The 15754-nt window shown below is 57.1% G+C and carries 17 protein-coding genes; 8 read left to right on the top strand and 9 right to left on the bottom strand.

Annotation, left to right across the window (positions count from 1 at the left end; genetic code table 11):
* Positions 1-75: 75 nt before the first annotated feature.
* Together CHB83_RS08310 and CHB83_RS08305 are read left to right on the top strand one after the other, a co-directional pair.
* Positions 76-2013 (top strand): acyl-CoA synthetase, encoded by a 1938-nt coding sequence (locus tag CHB83_RS08310; protein WP_089332280.1) that lies wholly within the window; start codon positions 76-78, stop codon positions 2011-2013.
* A gap of 260 nt (positions 2014-2273) precedes the next feature.
* The gene (locus CHB83_RS08305) at positions 2274-2873 is read left to right on the top strand and encodes a hypothetical protein (protein WP_089332279.1); all 600 of its coding nucleotides are present in this window, start codon (positions 2274-2276) and stop codon (positions 2871-2873) included.
* 387 nt (positions 2874-3260) lie between these two features.
* Here CHB83_RS08305 and CHB83_RS08295 read toward each other — a convergent pair whose 3' ends face one another.
* Both CHB83_RS08295 and CHB83_RS08290 read right to left on the bottom strand, forming a co-directional pair.
* Positions 3261-3602, bottom strand: a complete 342-nt coding sequence (locus CHB83_RS08295; RefSeq protein ID WP_089332277.1) for a hypothetical protein — start codon at positions 3600-3602, stop codon at positions 3261-3263.
* Between the two features lie 247 nt (positions 3603-3849).
* Positions 3850-4251 carry a nuclear transport factor 2 family protein gene (locus CHB83_RS08290; RefSeq protein WP_045688235.1) on the bottom strand — a complete coding sequence of 134 codons (402 nt, stop codon included), beginning with the start codon at positions 4249-4251 and terminating at the stop codon, positions 3850-3852.
* A gap of 183 nt (positions 4252-4434) precedes the next feature.
* Here CHB83_RS08290 and CHB83_RS08285 point away from each other — a divergent pair, with 183 nt between their 5' ends.
* From CHB83_RS08285 to CHB83_RS08275, 3 genes are all read left to right on the top strand, one after another.
* Positions 4435-5136 carry a haloacid dehalogenase type II gene (locus CHB83_RS08285; protein WP_045688234.1) on the top strand — a complete coding sequence of 234 codons (702 nt, stop codon included), beginning with the start codon at positions 4435-4437 and terminating at the stop codon, positions 5134-5136.
* Between the two features lie 112 nt (positions 5137-5248).
* On the top strand, positions 5249-5860 hold the full coding sequence (locus CHB83_RS08280) for an Hsp20/alpha crystallin family protein (RefSeq protein WP_089332276.1): 612 nt from the start codon (positions 5249-5251) through the stop codon (positions 5858-5860).
* Positions 5861-6019: 159 nt separating this feature from the next.
* A complete protein-coding gene (locus CHB83_RS08275; protein ID WP_089332275.1) occupies positions 6020-7354 on the top strand; it encodes a TPM domain-containing protein in 1335 nt (444 codons plus the stop codon).
* A 99-nt stretch (positions 7355-7453) separates the two neighbouring features.
* On the opposite strand, the gene CHB83_RS08270 is transcribed toward CHB83_RS08275, so the two are convergent.
* Positions 7454-9118, bottom strand: a complete 1665-nt coding sequence (locus CHB83_RS08270) for an MFS transporter (protein WP_089332274.1) — start codon at positions 9116-9118, stop codon at positions 7454-7456.
* 290 nt (positions 9119-9408) lie between these two features.
* The gene (locus tag CHB83_RS08265; protein ID WP_045688232.1) at positions 9409-9687 is read right to left on the bottom strand and encodes a hypothetical protein; all 279 of its coding nucleotides are present in this window, start codon (positions 9685-9687) and stop codon (positions 9409-9411) included.
* Between the two features lie 300 nt (positions 9688-9987).
* Between CHB83_RS08265 and CHB83_RS08260 the strand changes: the two genes are divergently transcribed.
* Positions 9988-10623 carry an HAD family hydrolase gene (locus CHB83_RS08260; RefSeq protein ID WP_089332273.1) on the top strand — a complete coding sequence of 212 codons (636 nt, stop codon included), beginning with the start codon at positions 9988-9990 and terminating at the stop codon, positions 10621-10623.
* Here CHB83_RS08260 and CHB83_RS08255 read toward each other — a convergent pair whose 3' ends face one another.
* Complete coding sequence (locus CHB83_RS08255) at positions 10624-11064, bottom strand: hypothetical protein (protein WP_089332272.1); 441 nt, start codon at positions 11062-11064, stop codon at positions 10624-10626. It lies immediately after the preceding gene.
* A 274-nt stretch (positions 11065-11338) separates the two neighbouring features.
* On the opposite strand from CHB83_RS08255, the gene CHB83_RS08250 reads away from it, so the two are divergent.
* On the top strand, positions 11339-11698 hold the full coding sequence (locus tag CHB83_RS08250; RefSeq protein ID WP_045688229.1) for a DUF3140 domain-containing protein: 360 nt from the start codon (positions 11339-11341) through the stop codon (positions 11696-11698).
* Positions 11699-11814: 116 nt separating this feature from the next.
* Here the strand turns inward: CHB83_RS08250 and CHB83_RS08245 are convergent, their stop codons facing one another.
* The 4 genes from CHB83_RS08245 to CHB83_RS08230 all read right to left on the bottom strand — a co-directional run bounded on the left by CHB83_RS08245 (position 11815) and on the right by CHB83_RS08230 (position 14980).
* On the bottom strand, positions 11815-13221 hold the full coding sequence (locus tag CHB83_RS08245; protein WP_089332271.1) for a M56 family metallopeptidase: 1407 nt from the start codon (positions 13219-13221) through the stop codon (positions 11815-11817).
* Positions 13218-13583 (bottom strand): BlaI/MecI/CopY family transcriptional regulator, encoded by a 366-nt coding sequence (locus CHB83_RS08240; RefSeq protein ID WP_089332270.1) that lies wholly within the window; start codon positions 13581-13583, stop codon positions 13218-13220. The genes CHB83_RS08245 and CHB83_RS08240 overlap by 4 nt, the downstream gene beginning before the upstream one ends.
* Before the next feature lie 146 nt (positions 13584-13729).
* A complete protein-coding gene (locus CHB83_RS08235) occupies positions 13730-14155 on the bottom strand; it encodes a hypothetical protein (protein WP_045688226.1) in 426 nt (141 codons plus the stop codon).
* A gap of 168 nt (positions 14156-14323) precedes the next feature.
* The gene (locus CHB83_RS08230) at positions 14324-14980 is read right to left on the bottom strand and encodes an NAD(P)-dependent oxidoreductase (protein WP_089332269.1); all 657 of its coding nucleotides are present in this window, start codon (positions 14978-14980) and stop codon (positions 14324-14326) included.
* Between the two features lie 187 nt (positions 14981-15167).
* Between CHB83_RS08230 and CHB83_RS08225 the strand changes: the two genes are divergently transcribed.
* A complete protein-coding gene (locus CHB83_RS08225) occupies positions 15168-15551 on the top strand; it encodes a winged helix-turn-helix transcriptional regulator (RefSeq protein ID WP_089332268.1) in 384 nt (127 codons plus the stop codon).
* Positions 15552-15754: the final 203 nt, after the last annotated feature.

The following is a 15754-nucleotide window of genomic DNA, read 5'->3' as shown; positions in this document are numbered from 1 at the left end:
TTGTTGCTAGCTACCTACCTTTAGAGGACCTTTACTGTCTCCTGAAGCCATCCGTGGCTTTCTCTCCCCTCTCCTATGCCCGGTTACCGCAACCTTGCCGATATTCTCACGCTGGAACAAAAGCCCCTGTCTGCCCAGCCAGTGCCCGCCCACACCCTGGAATTGCTAGAACGCGGGGCGGCCCGCAATCCGAAGGCGCTGGCCTTGCGCTTTGTGTTCAGCGGAGAGCGGCCTACCGAATCAGTTGATTTCACCTACGTCCAGCTCGTGCAGCGCTGCTACCAAACAGCCAACCTGCTTCATGAACTAGGCGTAGGGCCCACCGATGTAGTATCCTACCTGCTGCCCAACCTGCCAGAAACTCACTTTACTCTTTGGGGCGGGCAGGCTGCGGGTATCGTGAACCCCATCAACCCGCTGCTGGAGCCAGCCCAGATTGCCGATATTCTCAACGCGGCCGGCACGAAAGTGTTGGTCACGCTCCGGGCCTTTCCTAAAACCGACATCTGGCAAAAAGCGGAAGCCGTGGCGGCTCTGGTGCCCACCCTGCGCACAATCGTAACGGTGGATATGTTGCCCTACCTGCCACTGGCACAACGCCTGGCGGTGGGGGCGCTACGCCTGACGCAGTCTCGCCCAGCACTGCCCGGCATTCAGGTAGTAGACTTTGCCCAGGCCAGCCGCCGCCAGCCTACCAACCGGCTGGTGTCGGGCCGCCGCGTTGCCTCCACCGATACGGCCTGCTACTTCCACACGGGCGGCACTACGGGCACGCCCAAAATTGCCCCCCTTACCCACCACAACCTTACCAGCGTCAGCTTCGCCTCGGCCCAATTGCTGGGTGGAGAAGCCGAGCCCGAGCGCCTGGTTTTCTTCTGTGGGCTGCCGCTGTTTCACGTAAACGGGGTGGTAGTAACGGGCAGCGTGCCGTGGCTGCTGGGCCACACGGTAGTGCTGGGCAGCCCGGCCGGCTACCGCGGGCCAGGTATCTTGGATAACTTCTGGCAACTGGTGGCGCATTACCGCATTTCCCTGTTTAGCGGGGTGCCTACCATCTTCAGCCGCCTACTCGACTTACCCGTTGCGAGCCAGGATTTAAGCTCCCTGCGCTACGCCATTTGCGGCGCGGCGCCGCTGCCAGTGGAGCTGCTACGTGCCTTTGAGCAACGAACTAAGCTGCGTCTCGTGGAAGGCTATGGTTTCACCGAAGGTAGCTGCATCAGTATTGTGGGGCCGCTGGCGGGCGAGCCTATGCCGGGTAGCATTGGCCTGCGCGTACCCTACCAGGAGGTGCGGGTGGTAGTGCTGGATGAGCAAACCGGCCAGTACCTGCGCGACGCCGAAACCGAGGAAAGCGGGGTGCTGGTGGTGCGGGGCAGCAACATCTTTGGGGGGTATCTCCAGCCCGAGCACAACAAAGGCATTTGGGTGGATACCGGCGACGGCCAGGGTCCCTTCTATAACACCGGCGACCTGGGCCGGCAGGATGCCCAAGGCGGCTTCTACATCACCGGCCGCAAAAAGGAGCTCATCATCCGGGGTGGGCACAACATCGACCCCAAGCTGATCGAGGATGCACTGTCGGCCCACCCGGCTGTGGCCCTGGCAGCGGCCATTGGCAGCCCCGATGCCCACGCCGGCGAGCTGCCAGTGGCCTACGTGACCCTGGTGCCTGGGCAGCAGGTATCGGAAGCCGAGCTGCGGGCGTTTGCGGAAGCGCGCATTCCGGAGCGGGCGGCCTGGCCCAAGCAGGTATATACTGCCGCCGAGCTACCCCTCACCGCCATTGGCAAAATCCTGAAGCCCAGCCTAGTGAAGCAGGAAATCACGCGCGTATACTCTCGTCAGCTAGCCACCGTCGATAACCTAACCCTCCACGACCTAACCGTTCGCGACGACCGGCAGCGGGGCCTGGTGGCCGAGCTTACCGTGGCGGGCACGGCCTCCGATGCCCATATTGCCGAGGCGCTGCTTGGCCTGGCCGTGCCTTACGACATACGCCGACAAGGATAAACTAGAAGCCGCGAAATGGAGCTGAACTAGAAAGCAGCATTAGGTAGCCGCTCGCCTACCACAGCAACCTAGCTCACCGTTCTCCGCCCACAACAGGTTGCCACAGCCTATGGAAGCCTGTTGTGGGCGGAGACGCTAGCCTCTGCCATGAAGAAACTCACTGGCAGGCGGGCGCCTCAGCAGCTAGTTTTAAGGATTATTGCTGCTCGCGCAGCTTGGCACAATTTTCTATATAGTGATTTTACTCTTTTCCATCTGCTATGAAACACACCCTTACTCTTTTGCTACTAGGTTTTACGCTGGCCTTTACGGCGGGCTGTGATAAGGATGATCGGGAAGAAACACCCGAGCCTACGCCTGAACCCGCCATGACCTATAGCCGATCCATCGTGTACCACGACAACGGGCAGCACCGGGACACTACGTTTCAAGCTCAACAGTTGGAAGCATACGCCAACCAAGATGCCCAGCAGCTAGCCATTGGGGTACACCCCGCTACTACTACCGAGGGGGTTGGCTTTGTCCTAGACCGCGCCAAACTACCTACTTCCCTGACCGGAACCTACACGCTCAAAACGCTACGGGACCGGACCCGCGACGCGGACGTAACCTATTACTACGACCTACCCGAAAGCCTAGGTGGCGGCACTATTCTGTATTTCAGCAATATGCAGCACCTCACAGGCAACCTCACCATCACTAGCTATGATGCCAAGCGCCACCTCCTGAGCGGCACTTATACAACTACCCTGGAAGGCTCCAACGACCCAGTGGTGCAATACAGCACCTTTCCCAAACGGAAGTGCGACATCACTATCACCGGTACCTTCACCAACATTCCGCTAAAGTCCGTCGAGTAGGGTGGCCAAGCGGGCCATTGCTGCCTTGCTCAGTACGGTAGAAGGCGAGTCTACTACCTGCTTGCTGCGCACCTACCTGAAGCTAGTACTTGATTTTGCGGATGGTGCCAGCGCCGGAGTTGAGCACGTAGTAGAAGTTGGGGTTGACGCGCTCAATGTCGGTGAGCCGATCTTGGTTACCTAGCACCGTCGCCCCGGATTCCGTAGCTACCCGGCTCGTGGCAGGCAGCTAGCCCACGAATGTGGACAGCGTGAACCGAAACGAGACGTACTTCGTCACTAGCAGGCCACACGCCCACACGCTACTGCCCCGGTTGAGTCAGCGGATAAGCAGCTGATTCAACCGGGGCAGTGGCGTGTGGGCGTGCAATTGGTAGCGCCCGTATGCTAGGGGCGAGTAGTACGGGTGCGCGCACGCGTGCGGGTAGGAGTAGCAGGGCGACTATTCGAGGGCTGCTGCACCTGCACCGAGTCAATGGGGCCGGCCGTGACATTGCCGCTGGGTATGGAAGGCAAGGGTAGCGTGCCGTTGGGCTGCACCTGGGTAGGAACGGCCACGGGCTCGGCGTTGCGTTGGCTCACGCCGGCAGGCAGCGTTACGCCGGGCATGGGGCTGATGCGCTCCGTAGGGTTGCGGCGGGTGGGCTGCACAGGCTGGCGGTTCTGAGCCTGGGCGGCGCCGGCTACCAGGCCAATTAATAGTACACTTAGGGAGCAGAGGCGGTACATAGGGCGGGCGGCAGCGCCGCGGTAAGAAGGAAAAGTAGATGCTACGCTGTGCCCCTCAAGAGGCAAACAAACCGCCCAACCAGGCCGCACAGCGCACAGAGTATGGTACGACAACCGCCCGGCCCGAGTTCAACCGCAATGCCCTGTTTCTTTTACGCAAAACGCCCCCGCGCTGAGCTACTTCTGCAAAAGTAGCCTCAAGCGTGGGGGCGTTCTGCGGAGGTAGTGCTACTACTCCTGAGCTAGCTTATACTAGCTCGAAGCATGGGTAGCGACGCTGCCGGTAAATCTTGCCGTCCTTGAACTCGAAAATAAGGCAGAGATGAGCTGATAACCGCTGCCCACGCAGCAGGGGGCCAATGTCGCTGATGACGGTCGCCTGCCACAGGCCCTCTACCGTTACGCTACCATCGGCACCCAGAGCGGTACGCTCCACTGCAAAGTTCGGGTCGCGCAGTAGCTCGCGGCCCACGCGTATGTTATCGAGAATGTCGTTAAAGTTGCGCCGCTGAACGGTCTTGTAAATCAAGTTGGGGTACTCTACCTGCTCCACCTCGGGGTGCAGTACCGCAGCGTAGGCCTCCGGGTTGAGATTGAACGACTGAATCAAGTCGAAATACGCAGAAAGAATAGGTAGTGGGTCGTTCATACGAAATGAAAAAATGCGGCTACAAGATACAGTTACCCAGCGGATAATGCTTGACACAACCCAGAAAACTCTTCCTCCCACTAGTTTATTCTGCAAGCGCAGGCGTGCGGGTTGAGCCTGAGGCGTCACTAGATGGGCAGCCTTGCGTATGCCAATACTAGTTTTCCTCCTGACTTACTCCATATGCCGCTTTCTTCTCTACCCTCTTCCCGCCCCCAAGTCATTCTATTTGATGTCAACGAGACGCTGCTCGACATGAGCAAGTTAAAGCTGGCCGTCAATAAAGCATTCGGCAACAAGTTCGCCTTTAAGCAGTGGTTCGGCCTCCTGCTTCAGTACTCCCTGGTGGATACCGTAACGGACTCCTACCATCCCTTCGGCACCATTGGCGACGCTGCTCTGGATATGGCCGCGGCCATGCTGGAAGAGAAACCTCTGAAGCCTACCAAGAAAAGTGAGATTCTAGACCTGATGACCCAACTGGCACCCCATAAGGATGTGCCCCACGGGTTGGAAATGCTAGTGGACGCGGGCTTCCGGCTGGTGGCCTTCACCAACTCGCCCAAGCCCGTGCTTGACCAGCAGCTACGCCACGCCCGCATCATCCGCTACTTCCAGCAAGGGCTAAGCATTGAAACCGTGAGCAAGTACAAGCCACACCCAGAAACCTACCAGGCTGCTCTCCAAACCATTGGCCTTCCGGCCGCCGCTGCCTTGCTGGTGGCAGCCCACGGCTGGGACGTGGCAGGTGCCGCCCACGCGGGCTTGCAAACTGGTTTTATTGCGCGCCCAGGCCAAACCCTCTACCCCCTGGCCGCACCGCCCACCTACACCGGCAAAACCCTGCCCGACCTAGTGAAACAGCTACTGCGCCAGACTGAGTAAGCCGACCCGGCAAAACCAACAGAAAGCCCCATTATTACACGCAACCCAGCTTTTTTGGTGGGCGTATGAAGAGCATCTGTGTTTGTTTGTGCCACCCCAACCGTTCACAACCATGGCTATTCAAAAGTACCAGGACGCGTTTTCCGACTCTGCTTCTGCCAGCTTTAGCAGCATGCTCGACCGGTTTTTCTCCGACTCGATGGCGGCGCGTGGGCGCGTGAATAGTTTCTCGCCCCAGGTAGATGCCTACGAAACAGAGAAAAGCTACGAGATTGAAGCAGCCCTACCAGGCATGAAGCGCGAAGACATCAAAGTAGACTTCCACCAAGGCCGCCTCACCATTGCCGGCGAGCGGCACTTCCGCAACGAGCAGAACGAGCGGCGCTACCACGTAGTAGAAAGCACCTTCGGCTCGTTTCACCGGTCCTTTCAGCTTCCCGACACTGTGGATGCTACCCGCATTGAGGCAGCTTTTGAGGATGGCATTCTGCACGTGAGCGTACCCAAAGACGAAAAGAAAACCATGCGCCACCAGATTGAGGTGCGCGGCGGGCAGCAGTCGGGTGGTGCGGGGCAGCTAGCAGGCCGCGCAGGACAGCAGGCAACGGACGTAGCCGTGCAATCCGCTGGGAGCCAAGGCGAGTCGGACTCAGACCACAATAGCGCGAATGACCCGATGGAGGAAATGAAGAACCGTCCGCAAAGCTCGGGTGTGGGTTCTTAGCAATTCCCTGACTCCTTGACCTTGGCGCCGCCTTTCCCGCAACGGGGAGGCGGCGCTTCTGTTTGTTAGCCGCCCAAAGCTCTACTACAGCCTCCCCAGGCCAATACGCGTAGAAGGCAAAAACCTGCTTTCATCTCTCATCTCACTTCCTTCCACGCCATGAATCGTTTCTTAATCTTTCTGTTGCTCTTGGTAGCAACTGGGCTGGGCGGCCTCCCGCGGTCTGCGGCCCAAAGTACCGAGGGCTTACCCGCCCGCCCTTCCCCCTTCCGCTTCGTCACTGATGAGGGCAAACTCTTGAACGAGGCCGATGCGAAAACGCTGGAAAGTGGCCTTCGCCGCTATGCCGACAATACCGGTACCCAAATTGTGCTGGTGACGGTGCCAAGCCTAGGGGGCCGCGACGTAGCCGACTACGGCCGGGCCCTGGGCGAAAGCTGGGGCATTGGGCAGCGCGACAAAAACAACGGGGTAGTAGTGCTGATAGGAGCCCAGGAGCGCAAAGTGACTATTCAGGCTGGCTCGGGGCTGCGCAACCAGATTACACCCGAGCTAACGAGCCGGGTAATCAACCAACAAATGACGCCGAGCTTCAAGCAAGGCCGCTACTTTGCCGGCGTGCGCTCGGGGCTGAATGCGCTGATGCTGGCGGCTCACCCAGAATCGAACCCGAATAAAGACAAGGCCGCAGCCGCTACCAACGGAGCTACTGCTGGCACCGACGGAGCTGCAACTTCTTCTGGCATAGGTGCCGGTGCGCCCAGCAGCGGGTTGTCGGATGAGTTGCCGCCGCGCGTAGATACGCCCGAGCCCGTAGCTACTCCTACTCCGGTTACCGAGCCGGCATCTTCGGGGTTTGGTATTGGTACGCTGGTGCTGGGGGCCCTCGTGATTGGGGGCGGCATATGGCTGGTTTCTAAGCTATTTCGCCGGCGCACGCAGACTCCGGGACCCACTGGTACTACTCCCGATTTTCTACCCAACCGCCCAAACCAACCTACCCCACCTTACCAGCCCAATCAGCCTAATCGCCCAACGGGGAATTATGGTAACCAGGGCGGCTACGGCGGCCAACCAGCCCCCGACTTCCTTCCCAATCGCTCGGGCGGTACGGGTAGCGGAATGGGCGGCATGCTGATGACCGGGGCCGCCGCTGCTGCGGGCGCCTACCTGGGCAACCGTATGGCCAATGGGCACAGTGACAACAACGAAAACTACAGCCACCTCAACCCCCAATCAGACCCGAACCAGAACCAAAACCTGGATGCGGGAACCGCCGCTGCGGGTGGGGCTGCCGCCGGAGGGTTTCCGTTCTTGGGTGATTCTGGTGCCGCCTCTACCAATGCCGGCCCCGACTACTTCTCGGAGGATGTAAACGACTCTTCGCCCGACTACTTCTCGTCGGACGACAGCGGTTCCTACGACGACACCTCCTCCGACGACACGGGCGGGGGTGGCTTCGACGACGACAACAGCAACAGCGGCTCCTGGTAGGTAGCCCACAGTCACGGGAAAGCCCCTCTTCTGCCACTGGCAGGGAGGGGCTTTTTTGTGGTGCGTTCGTTGGAAACGTGAGTAAGGTAGCGGCGCGTATTAACGAGGCCCTTCCAGGCTTTCCACTGGGGTAGGCAGCTCCACGTTAGTTGTTTTGGGGAAGGATAGAAAATGTCGGACTTGGGGCGGCTCGGGGCCAGTATGAAACCGCTGCACCTCTGCTTCCACCAAGAGGTCTTCGCGAGTGAAGCGGTGGTGCTGGCGTTCATGCTCTCCCCAGGTAGCTACGTAGAAGAATTCCGTGATGGAAGTTGGGCTGGCTAAATCGGCAAAAACGCCCGCGTTCAGGGCCCCATCGCGCAACCGCAAACGGCTAAGACGGGCTATGGCCTGCCGGAATGCTGGCTGATCAGCTAAGGGAACCTGATATTCTATGGTGACCATTACGGGTCCGTGGTCGGGGTCTACGTCGCCCTCAATGGTAGGAGCTGGCCAGTTTTCGGCGGGGGTCAAGTCGAGACCTTCGGCGGAGCGCATGGGGAAGGGAATGGCTAGCGCCAGGCTGACAGCCATCCAGCTGGCGGCACCTAGTAGGGCCTGTTGCAAGCCCAGACGGTCGGCCAATTCACCCCATACAATACTGCCAATGGAAAGCCCCGCCTGAAACACAAGCATGTAGATGCTGACCACGCGGGCCTGTACCCACTTGGGTACGTGCAGCTGCACGGTGGTACTGAAGCTCGTCATCGTCATCAGCCAAGCAATACCCGACAGAAACATCACCGGAAAGAGCCAGTATTCGTTGGGGGCCAGAGCTAAACCCACATTGGTACCCACAAACACACAGGACCCGAGCAGCACCCGCTGGTTGAAATTGAGCCGGTGCCCTGCCCGTCCCATCAAGAAAGCTCCCGTAATGGCGCCCGCGCCCAGCCACGACAGCAGCACCCCGTAGGAGCCTGACTGCAAGTGCAAGCGCCGCGCCGTAACTACCGACAGCAATGCCCACATGGCACTGGCCCCAAACGCAAAGCCGAACGTGCGAAACAGCACCGCATAAATAGCTGGCGAGTACTGTACGTACCGAATTCCGGTGCGCAGGGCTCCCATGAAGTTCTCGGTAGGGCCACTACTTGTTTCCGCGTTGCGCTTCCATCGGTATACTACCAGCAAGGTACCCACGAAGGAGATGCCATTTAGCAGAAACACGTAGCCCGGCGAGTAGTGCGCAATGATGATGCCCCCAATGGCCGGCCCCAGGGCCCGGGCAATGTTGTTGCTGACTCCATTAAGGGTGATGGCAAAGCCCAGCACCGGGCGCGGAACCAGCTCAGTAGTTACGGTTTGCCAGATGGGCGCATTCAGGGCCGCGCCAATGCCCAGTAAAAATGTGAAGCCCAGCACGCCCAGCGCCGATACCTGACCCAGCAGCGTGAGAATACCCAGCACAAACGCTACCACCCCCATAAAGCCCTGGGTGCACAGCAGCAACTTACGCCGGTCCACAAGGTCGCCCATGGCACCAGCGGGCAAGCTGAGCATGAAGGCGGGCAGACTGGTAGCCGTTTGCATGAGGGCCACCAGCAAGGCCGACGTGGTGAGGGTCGTCACCAACCATACGCCCGCTACATTCTGCATCCAGGTGCCGATGTTGGATACCACGGAGGCAATCCAGATGGCCCGAAATACGGAATAGGTTAGCGGTGTCCAGAGGGTAGCTGGGGATGGCGGAGTAGGTGCAGACGCGGACACAGAAGAGGGCATGAAACGAGCAGGAGCAGATGCAGTCCTGGCTATGAGACCAGGCTACGCAGCACACAACCGCTACGTACGGTATTTGGTAGCTTCCTGGTCGCCGCTCCGATGCGATGCTTTCTGGTAAGTTGCGCAAGGTAGCGTATCTCAGTTCGTGCCACTGAGGCTTGGGCTACTAGCGCAAACGCTTCAGCCAATGCATTAGGCCAGGCACGGCGCCAGCTCTACCCATTACGCACAACCGCCGTCCTTCCCTGGCGGAAAAGACGGCGGTGCGTAGCACATGCGTATTTAGTGACCTATTTGGTCCGCACTGGGGTACCTACCTTAATGGAGGGGGTAGTGCGGTTTCTGCGCTTGCTAGCCGCTTTGCGCCGCAGGCGCCAGCGCTTCAGGGGGCCTAGCTTGTGAGGCTTATGGCGGCTGTTGCCGCGGTACTTCTTAAAGTTAGGACGAGGAACGCGGAAATTCAGGGCGGTTTCGGCCGGAGCGGACGTGCTGCCTGATTCGGCCACGGCGGTGGGCACCTCTGCTAAGAATAGCAAGAAGCAGAACAGGATGAGTAGTGTTTTGGACATAAGAAAGATTGATAATAGTGAAACGATCTTTCGTGTAGATAATAGCATGAACATTTCATCCTACCCATCCACCCTTACTCGCTAATTTATAGGTTATAATGTGCAAATAGTACACTTCTAAAAAATAAATTACAGAGAAGCAATAGGCGAATAATTTTTATAACTAATCCAATAAAAACAACCTTGCATTTCATAAAATGGCGTGACTAGTTGCGCGCCGAAAAATCAATTCCAGCCAACATTGCCAAGAAAGGCAGGTTATCAAGGGAATTGTTGTACCGCTAACCTAGTACCAACCCTATGCCGCTTCATTTTGACAGCATCATCTTTGACTTAGATGGCACCCTTTGGAATGCTACTGAATCTGTAACTAAGGCTTTTCAGAAAGCTAAAAACAGCGTCGATTATATTCACAACGACATTACCCTGGCCGATGTGCAGGCCGTGACGGGGCAGCCTTTTCAGGCCGTGTACCACCGGCTTTTCCCCACGCTGCCCGCCGAACAGCGCGAGGAGTTCAGTGCCCTGTGTGCCCGCGAGGAGCTAGCTCACGCCCAGCAGTACGGTGGTACCCTCTACCCCGAAGTAGAAGCCACCCTGCGCTACCTACAAAGCCGCTACCGCCTCTTTATCGTCAGCAATTGTCAGGTAGGCTACGTGGAGGCCTTTTTTGAGCACAGCGGCTTGGGGCACTACTTTGAGGGGCACCAGTGCTTTGGCACCAAAATGCTGCCCAAGGCCGACAACATCCGCGAAATTGTGGCCCAATATCAGTTGCAGGCGCCCGCCTACGTAGGCGACACCCGCGGCGACCTAGAAGCCAGCCAGAAAAGTGGCGTACCGTTCATTTTTGCGGCCTACGGCTTTGGCACCCTAGCACCGGCAGAAGCGGAACTACGGCTCCAGCAGTTTTCCGACCTGCAGCAGCTCCTGTAACTAGTGGCGTGCCGTGAGACTCAATCCGGTACTCTCCTGCAGCCACTGCATAGCGGCTGCCTCATCAGTAAAAAACTGAACGTCAAAGGCCTCGGTGGAGTAGCTGCTATCAGAAGGATAGGAGGAGCCTTGAATAGTTTGCAGCAAGGATGGATTAGCTAGGTATGCTACCATTAGGCGGCCACCCAAGTGGGTAGCTATGCTAGGAAAGTATGACTCCAACATCCACTGTACTACCTCCGGCTCATTGAGCGTGCGCCGCCGAATATCTTGCAGCCAGAACCGGCAGTCGTGCGCGAGGGCATCCTGAGTAAGAAACTCGTATGCCGGCGGAAGTTGGCTAGCATCGGGCTGGTAGTTCCAGCGGCTAACGAGAACGTGAAGATCGGGGCGGTAGGTGGTATGGAGCGGAGTAGTATCGGAGAGGAAGTTTGGTAGCATAGCGGCAAGAATTCTGCTGCAACATACGGCCACTAGTTCCGCACTACCGGCACCCTCCGGGCGTAAGCTCCCTATTTGTCGTTAAACCGATATGTATTACCGCTAAACTCCCCTAATTGCCCAGTTAGCGGTAGTAGAGCAAATTGGGTTGAATGCGCAACCGATTGGCTGTAACTTACTTTGATTGGTATAATCCGAAGTCACAACCCGGAGCCCGACAGTCGCGTTTGCCGTAGTAGAGTGGCACCGGTGCCACTTGCTATTCTCTGCTAGTATGTCTGCTACCACCAATGCCCCCAATAACGACCTGTACATTCAGTTCAAGGAGGAAGTCAACATGACGGCTGCCGAGCTAGAAAAGTGGCTGGATACGGAAGAATCAAAATCTGTGGGCCAGAAAGACGAGGGCGCCAAGGAGTCTATTGGTCACCAATCGGGCAAGCACATCATCAAGATTCTGCGCACCAAACAAGCCGACCTTACCCCTGACGACGAGGCGCATATGCACAAAGTGCATTCCTATATCAGCCGCCACAAAGCCCAGGGACCGCACAAGGAAGATGCCGTAGAGCATTCCCGGTGGCGGTACTCTCTTATGAACTGGGGCCACGACCCATTGAAGGATAAAGAGTAAGCCCGTAACATGCCGCAGCGCTTAACACAAAGAGCCGGTTCCAGGTCAGGAACCGGCTCTTTTTTATTTGCTTCACTACCTGCCGCCGTCTGCCTTAAGACAAGCGCCGGATAGCCTTATTTAGTGGTGATGAGAATGGCGCCTTTCTTACCCTTATCCCCGTATTTTGCGGTGGCTTTTTCCGCATCCAGCACATACACGCTCTTGATAGAGCCTCCTTTTAGCGTAGTGGCTTGGCCATCAGCTTCCTGCCCGTTGACGAATACCAGCCGGCCTTTAAAGTCTGACAAGGAGATGTCCTTTTCACCTTCGGTGCTTTCTTTGATGCGCATCGTAATGGCCTGATCTTCGGGCGACGCGGCTTTGTAGACGATGTTGTACTTCTCGTTGAACGCTTTCAACGCTTCCGAATCCTGCCCAGCTTTAGTAATAATCAGCATAACTCCTTTTCCCTCAATAGAGCCAAAATCTTGCTTAAAGGCCTCCTCATTGAAGCCAGGCATGAACTTGCGCCCCTTAATCACATTTACGCTGGCTATAGCACTTGGCTCTAGCTGATGCATGGCTTGCTCAGAGCTCGGCACTCCATCCACGAAATACAGTGCATTTTCAGTCGAAGTGGCTGCTTGCTTCTGAACGGAGGTAGCCGGCTCCGGGAGGTAGGCTTTCTTCTCGCAGCTCCAAAGGGTGAGGCTGGCGGCCAGGGGCAACAGAAGCAGGTACCGGGCAGCTTGGGTGCGGGCCGTGCGGGGCTTATTCATCATGGCAATACGGGTTTTGAGAAGATGGAAATTGAAATGACTGACGATAGAATTGGCCTGCCCCTGCACGCTTTGGTGCAATAGCTGGTACTGATAAGTTTTGTTGTCGAGCAGGCCCGATTGCAGCACCCGGTAATCGGTGTTGAACTCCAGGTTTTCGTGCAGAGCTTGGCGCAAAAGCCACACGCCGGGGTTGAACCAGTAGAAGAGCAGGCTGAGCTGGGCCAGCAGGACATCCACGGTGTGCCACTCCCGCACGTGCACTTGCTCGTGGCACAGAATGGCGGGCAGCTCTTGGGGCGGGTGCTGGGCGGGATTAAGGTATACCGTCTGCCAAAAGGCGAAAGGTGCTATCGGCTCCGGCACCGCCCGAAACCGCTGCCCCTCAAACTCCGCAGGTTGGGAAATGCGGTGCAGCCTATACAGCGAGAGCAGCTGCAACACTAGCCGTACCCCTAGGCCACCTACCCCGACCCAGTAGGTCACTACCAGCCAATTGATGGTAGCCGGAACGGCCGTGGGCAAGGCTTGCCAATTGGGAGCCAGCAACAGCAGTTGGGCCGGCAGCGGGTTCTGTCGGGCAAACCAACTGCTCAGGTCAATGAATGGGTAAGCTGGCGCAAACACCAGCGCAAAGAGCAGAAATGCCCGGTTCAGGCCGAAGAAGGTAAGGCGGCGCAGGCCCAGATAGTACACCGCACAAAACAGCAGTAGGGCCCCATTTACCTTCAGCAGGTAGGGCAGCAGATCGGGCATAGTCATTCTTCCTGCCCTTTCTCAATCATGCGCACAATGTCCTTCAGTTCTTCGGCACTGATCTTCTGGTCTTTCGCGAAGAATGAAACAAGCTCTTTGTAGGAGTTGCGGAAGTAGTCGCCCACGAAGGTGCTCATGAAGCGCTTGCGGTACTCCTCGGCGGCAATGAGGGGCGTGAACCGAAAGGTGTTGCCCAGCTTCTCGCCCTGCAGATAGCCTTTGCGCTCCAGGTTCCGGACGGTGGAAGCCAGCGTGGTGTAGGGCGGCCGAGGCTCGGGCAGCAGCTCCAGCACCTCCTTGATAAAGCCACCCTTCAGCTGCCAAAAGGCGCGCATGGCTTCTTCTTCGGGTTGAGTAAGTCGTTCCATGTCAGTTATTACGATTATTTCGTAATACTACGAACATTTCGTAATCATGATACCGAAGCGTCAACTTTATTTTTCTACAAAGCAAAAAAGGTAGCCTACGGGGGAGGTAGGCCACCTTTTTATGGCAGTAGTGAAAGCAGGGTAGCCTATACTGGCAGGTGCAAGTGCTTGGTAAGCCACTGCACCGCATCACCCTCATCGGTAAATTGGTTGATGGAGCAATAGTCGCCGTGGGTGTAGGGCAGGGCAGGCAGGGTTTCGTCGTCAGTGGTGTCTTCCAGCTGGGCCGGCGAGATGAGGTAAGCTAGGTACACATGCTGGCCTAGCCGAGTCCGAAGCATGGGATAGAAGTCCCGCACCAGCCAGTGTACGTCACTATTCTCCAAGTGCTCCCGGCGGCGCGAATCAATCAGCCACAGGCAGGTGGTACAGCCCGAGGCAAATTCCAGCAGCCGGTGGTAGCCCGTGCGCAGCTCCGGCGACGAGGTAGTCCGCAGCCACCGGGCCGTCAGAATACTCAGGTCGGGCCGGTGCAGCAGGTGCAAGAAGTCATTTACAATATTCTCTGACATAGAACGAAGATAAGTCAGGTGTCATTAGGCAACTCCCTAGTATAGGGAAAAACAACATTAGGCCTGTTACGCCGACCAAACGGCAGCGTTACAGGCCTAGTATTTCTGGTACTGATACGATGATCCGGAAACGGAGAAATTAGACTGTCGTCTACCCCCTTCTCTCGCTTACTTCTCCGCCAGCAAAGGCGCCTTGTGCAGGAAGTCGTCGCCTTGTAAACATTCTACCATAAACCTGGCTAGTTGCTGCCGGCTGATAGCGAAGGGTGACGGGGTTTGTTGGTAACGCACAATAAGCTGCCCGATCTGCTCTCGGTTGTTCAGGGCCACCGGGCGAGCAATAACCCACTCCAAGCCAGACTGCCGCAGCAAGGTTTCCTGTCGGTCGTGGTCAGCAAACACAAGCGTAAAATTGGTTAGTCTAATCATCAGGCGCATATACCACGGGGCATACGGCCACGAATCGCCCACCCCAATGGAAGACAGCGTTACGATACGCTGGAGTCCTAACTCCCGCATAGCCTGTATTGTATAGCCCATCGACGTTTCCAGCGTGTGGGGCGGTGTGATCTTTTTCAACGAAAACGACTCGGCTTCACTTAGCGCACTAAGCGTACTGATGACGAAGTCGCAGCCCTGCATGGCCCGGCGTATATCGGCCAAGTTGGTGGGCTGCCCGCGCACAACCGTTAGGTGTGGGGAGGCAAGCGAAATCTTAGCAGGGTTGCGCACGAGGGCCGTGACTGCATAGCCTTGTTGTAAGGCATAGGCCACGACCAGGCCACCCGTACGGCCAGTAGCGCCGTAGACGAGAATGCGTTTCATGGGGAGCGTATAGTACTGTATAAAGAAATCCCGGTAGCTGAGGTGAACTACACTACTCAGCTAACTGCCAGCATCGGCCGCTGCTTGGGTAGGCCTCGGGGTAAATGCGAGGGCAAACTTATCGGGCAGTTGGGGTAGCTTTGGTATGTATTACCAACAGGATACCGGTTACTAAAAGGATACCACCATGCTCGTTTGCCCTGGTCCCGCTGGCAAAAGCCAACACCAAGCCGTCCGCGATACTCTCGACGTGATCAGCGGCAAATGGAAACTTGTTATCCTGGCCGTGTTGCTTGAGCGTAAGTACCGGTTCAAGGAGCTGAGCCGCGAAATTGGCATTTCACCGCGTGTTCTCTCCAAGGAATTGCAGGAAATGGAGCAGCACCAGCTCGTGAAGCGCACCGTCTGCAATACTCGCCCGGTGACAGTGGAATATGAAAGCACGCCGCACAGCCAAACCCTGCTGAGTGTGGTGCGCGCCATGAGCGAGTGGGGTTACTTGCACCACGAAATAATAGTAGGCCAAAAGAGAGGCCACGACCCCACGGCCGATGAACAGCCACATGATTAACACTGGCCTAATTTCTTAACGGAGCCAAGTTTCGTCTTGCTAACCCAGCACAGATAGCACACTCTCTGCTTGTTACAATAGAGTCTCCAGTAGCTAGCGTCAGGGATAGTAGGCCCTTAAACAAGGCTTGCCCACTAACAGCGGCCTGCCACAGGCAGAGCACACCATTAGTGAGCAAGACAAGCTGGAGTTAGGCCTCTTAA

The sequence above is a fragment of the Hymenobacter mucosus genome, from assembly GCF_900188255.1.
In the GTDB taxonomy this organism is placed as follows: Bacteria; Bacteroidota; Bacteroidia; order Cytophagales; family Hymenobacteraceae; genus Hymenobacter; species Hymenobacter mucosus.
The sequence above is the reverse complement of the archived record's forward strand: the minus strand, read 5'-3'. Positions and strand labels throughout refer to the sequence as shown.

Bases quoted from the DNA above. Each gene is read 5' to 3' on its own strand.
- CHB83_RS08265 (WP_045688232.1), bottom strand. From the start codon at position 9,687: ATGTCCAAAACACTACTCATCCTGTTCTGCTTCTTGCTATTCTTAGCA.
- CHB83_RS08225 (WP_089332268.1), top strand. From the start codon at position 15,168: ATGCTCGTTTGCCCTGGTCCCGCTGGCAAAAGCCAACACCAAGCCGTC.
- CHB83_RS08280 (WP_089332276.1), top strand. From the start codon at position 5,249: ATGGCTATTCAAAAGTACCAGGACGCGTTTTCCGACTCTGCTTCTGCC.
- CHB83_RS08285 (WP_045688234.1), top strand. From the start codon at position 4,435: ATGCCGCTTTCTTCTCTACCCTCTTCCCGCCCCCAAGTCATTCTATTT.
- CHB83_RS08250 (WP_045688229.1), top strand. From the start codon at position 11,339: ATGTCTGCTACCACCAATGCCCCCAATAACGACCTGTACATTCAGTTC.
- CHB83_RS08290 (WP_045688235.1), bottom strand. From the start codon at position 4,251: ATGAACGACCCACTACCTATTCTTTCTGCGTATTTCGACTTGATTCAG.
- CHB83_RS08310 (WP_089332280.1), top strand. From the start codon at position 76: ATGCCCGGTTACCGCAACCTTGCCGATATTCTCACGCTGGAACAAAAG.
- CHB83_RS08275 (WP_089332275.1), top strand. From the start codon at position 6,020: ATGAATCGTTTCTTAATCTTTCTGTTGCTCTTGGTAGCAACTGGGCTG.
- CHB83_RS08260 (WP_089332273.1), top strand. From the start codon at position 9,988: ATGCCGCTTCATTTTGACAGCATCATCTTTGACTTAGATGGCACCCTT.
- CHB83_RS08240 (WP_089332270.1), bottom strand. From the start codon at position 13,583: ATGGAACGACTTACTCAACCCGAAGAAGAAGCCATGCGCGCCTTTTGG.
- CHB83_RS08255 (WP_089332272.1), bottom strand. From the start codon at position 11,064: ATGCTACCAAACTTCCTCTCCGATACTACTCCGCTCCATACCACCTAC.
- CHB83_RS08245 (WP_089332271.1), bottom strand. From the start codon at position 13,221: ATGACTATGCCCGATCTGCTGCCCTACCTGCTGAAGGTAAATGGGGCC.
- CHB83_RS08270 (WP_089332274.1), bottom strand. From the start codon at position 9,118: ATGCCCTCTTCTGTGTCCGCGTCTGCACCTACTCCGCCATCCCCAGCT.
- CHB83_RS08235 (WP_045688226.1), bottom strand. From the start codon at position 14,155: ATGTCAGAGAATATTGTAAATGACTTCTTGCACCTGCTGCACCGGCCC.
- CHB83_RS08295 (WP_089332277.1), bottom strand. From the start codon at position 3,602: ATGTACCGCCTCTGCTCCCTAAGTGTACTATTAATTGGCCTGGTAGCC.
- CHB83_RS08230 (WP_089332269.1), bottom strand. From the start codon at position 14,980: ATGAAACGCATTCTCGTCTACGGCGCTACTGGCCGTACGGGTGGCCTG.
- CHB83_RS08305 (WP_089332279.1), top strand. From the start codon at position 2,274: ATGAAACACACCCTTACTCTTTTGCTACTAGGTTTTACGCTGGCCTTT.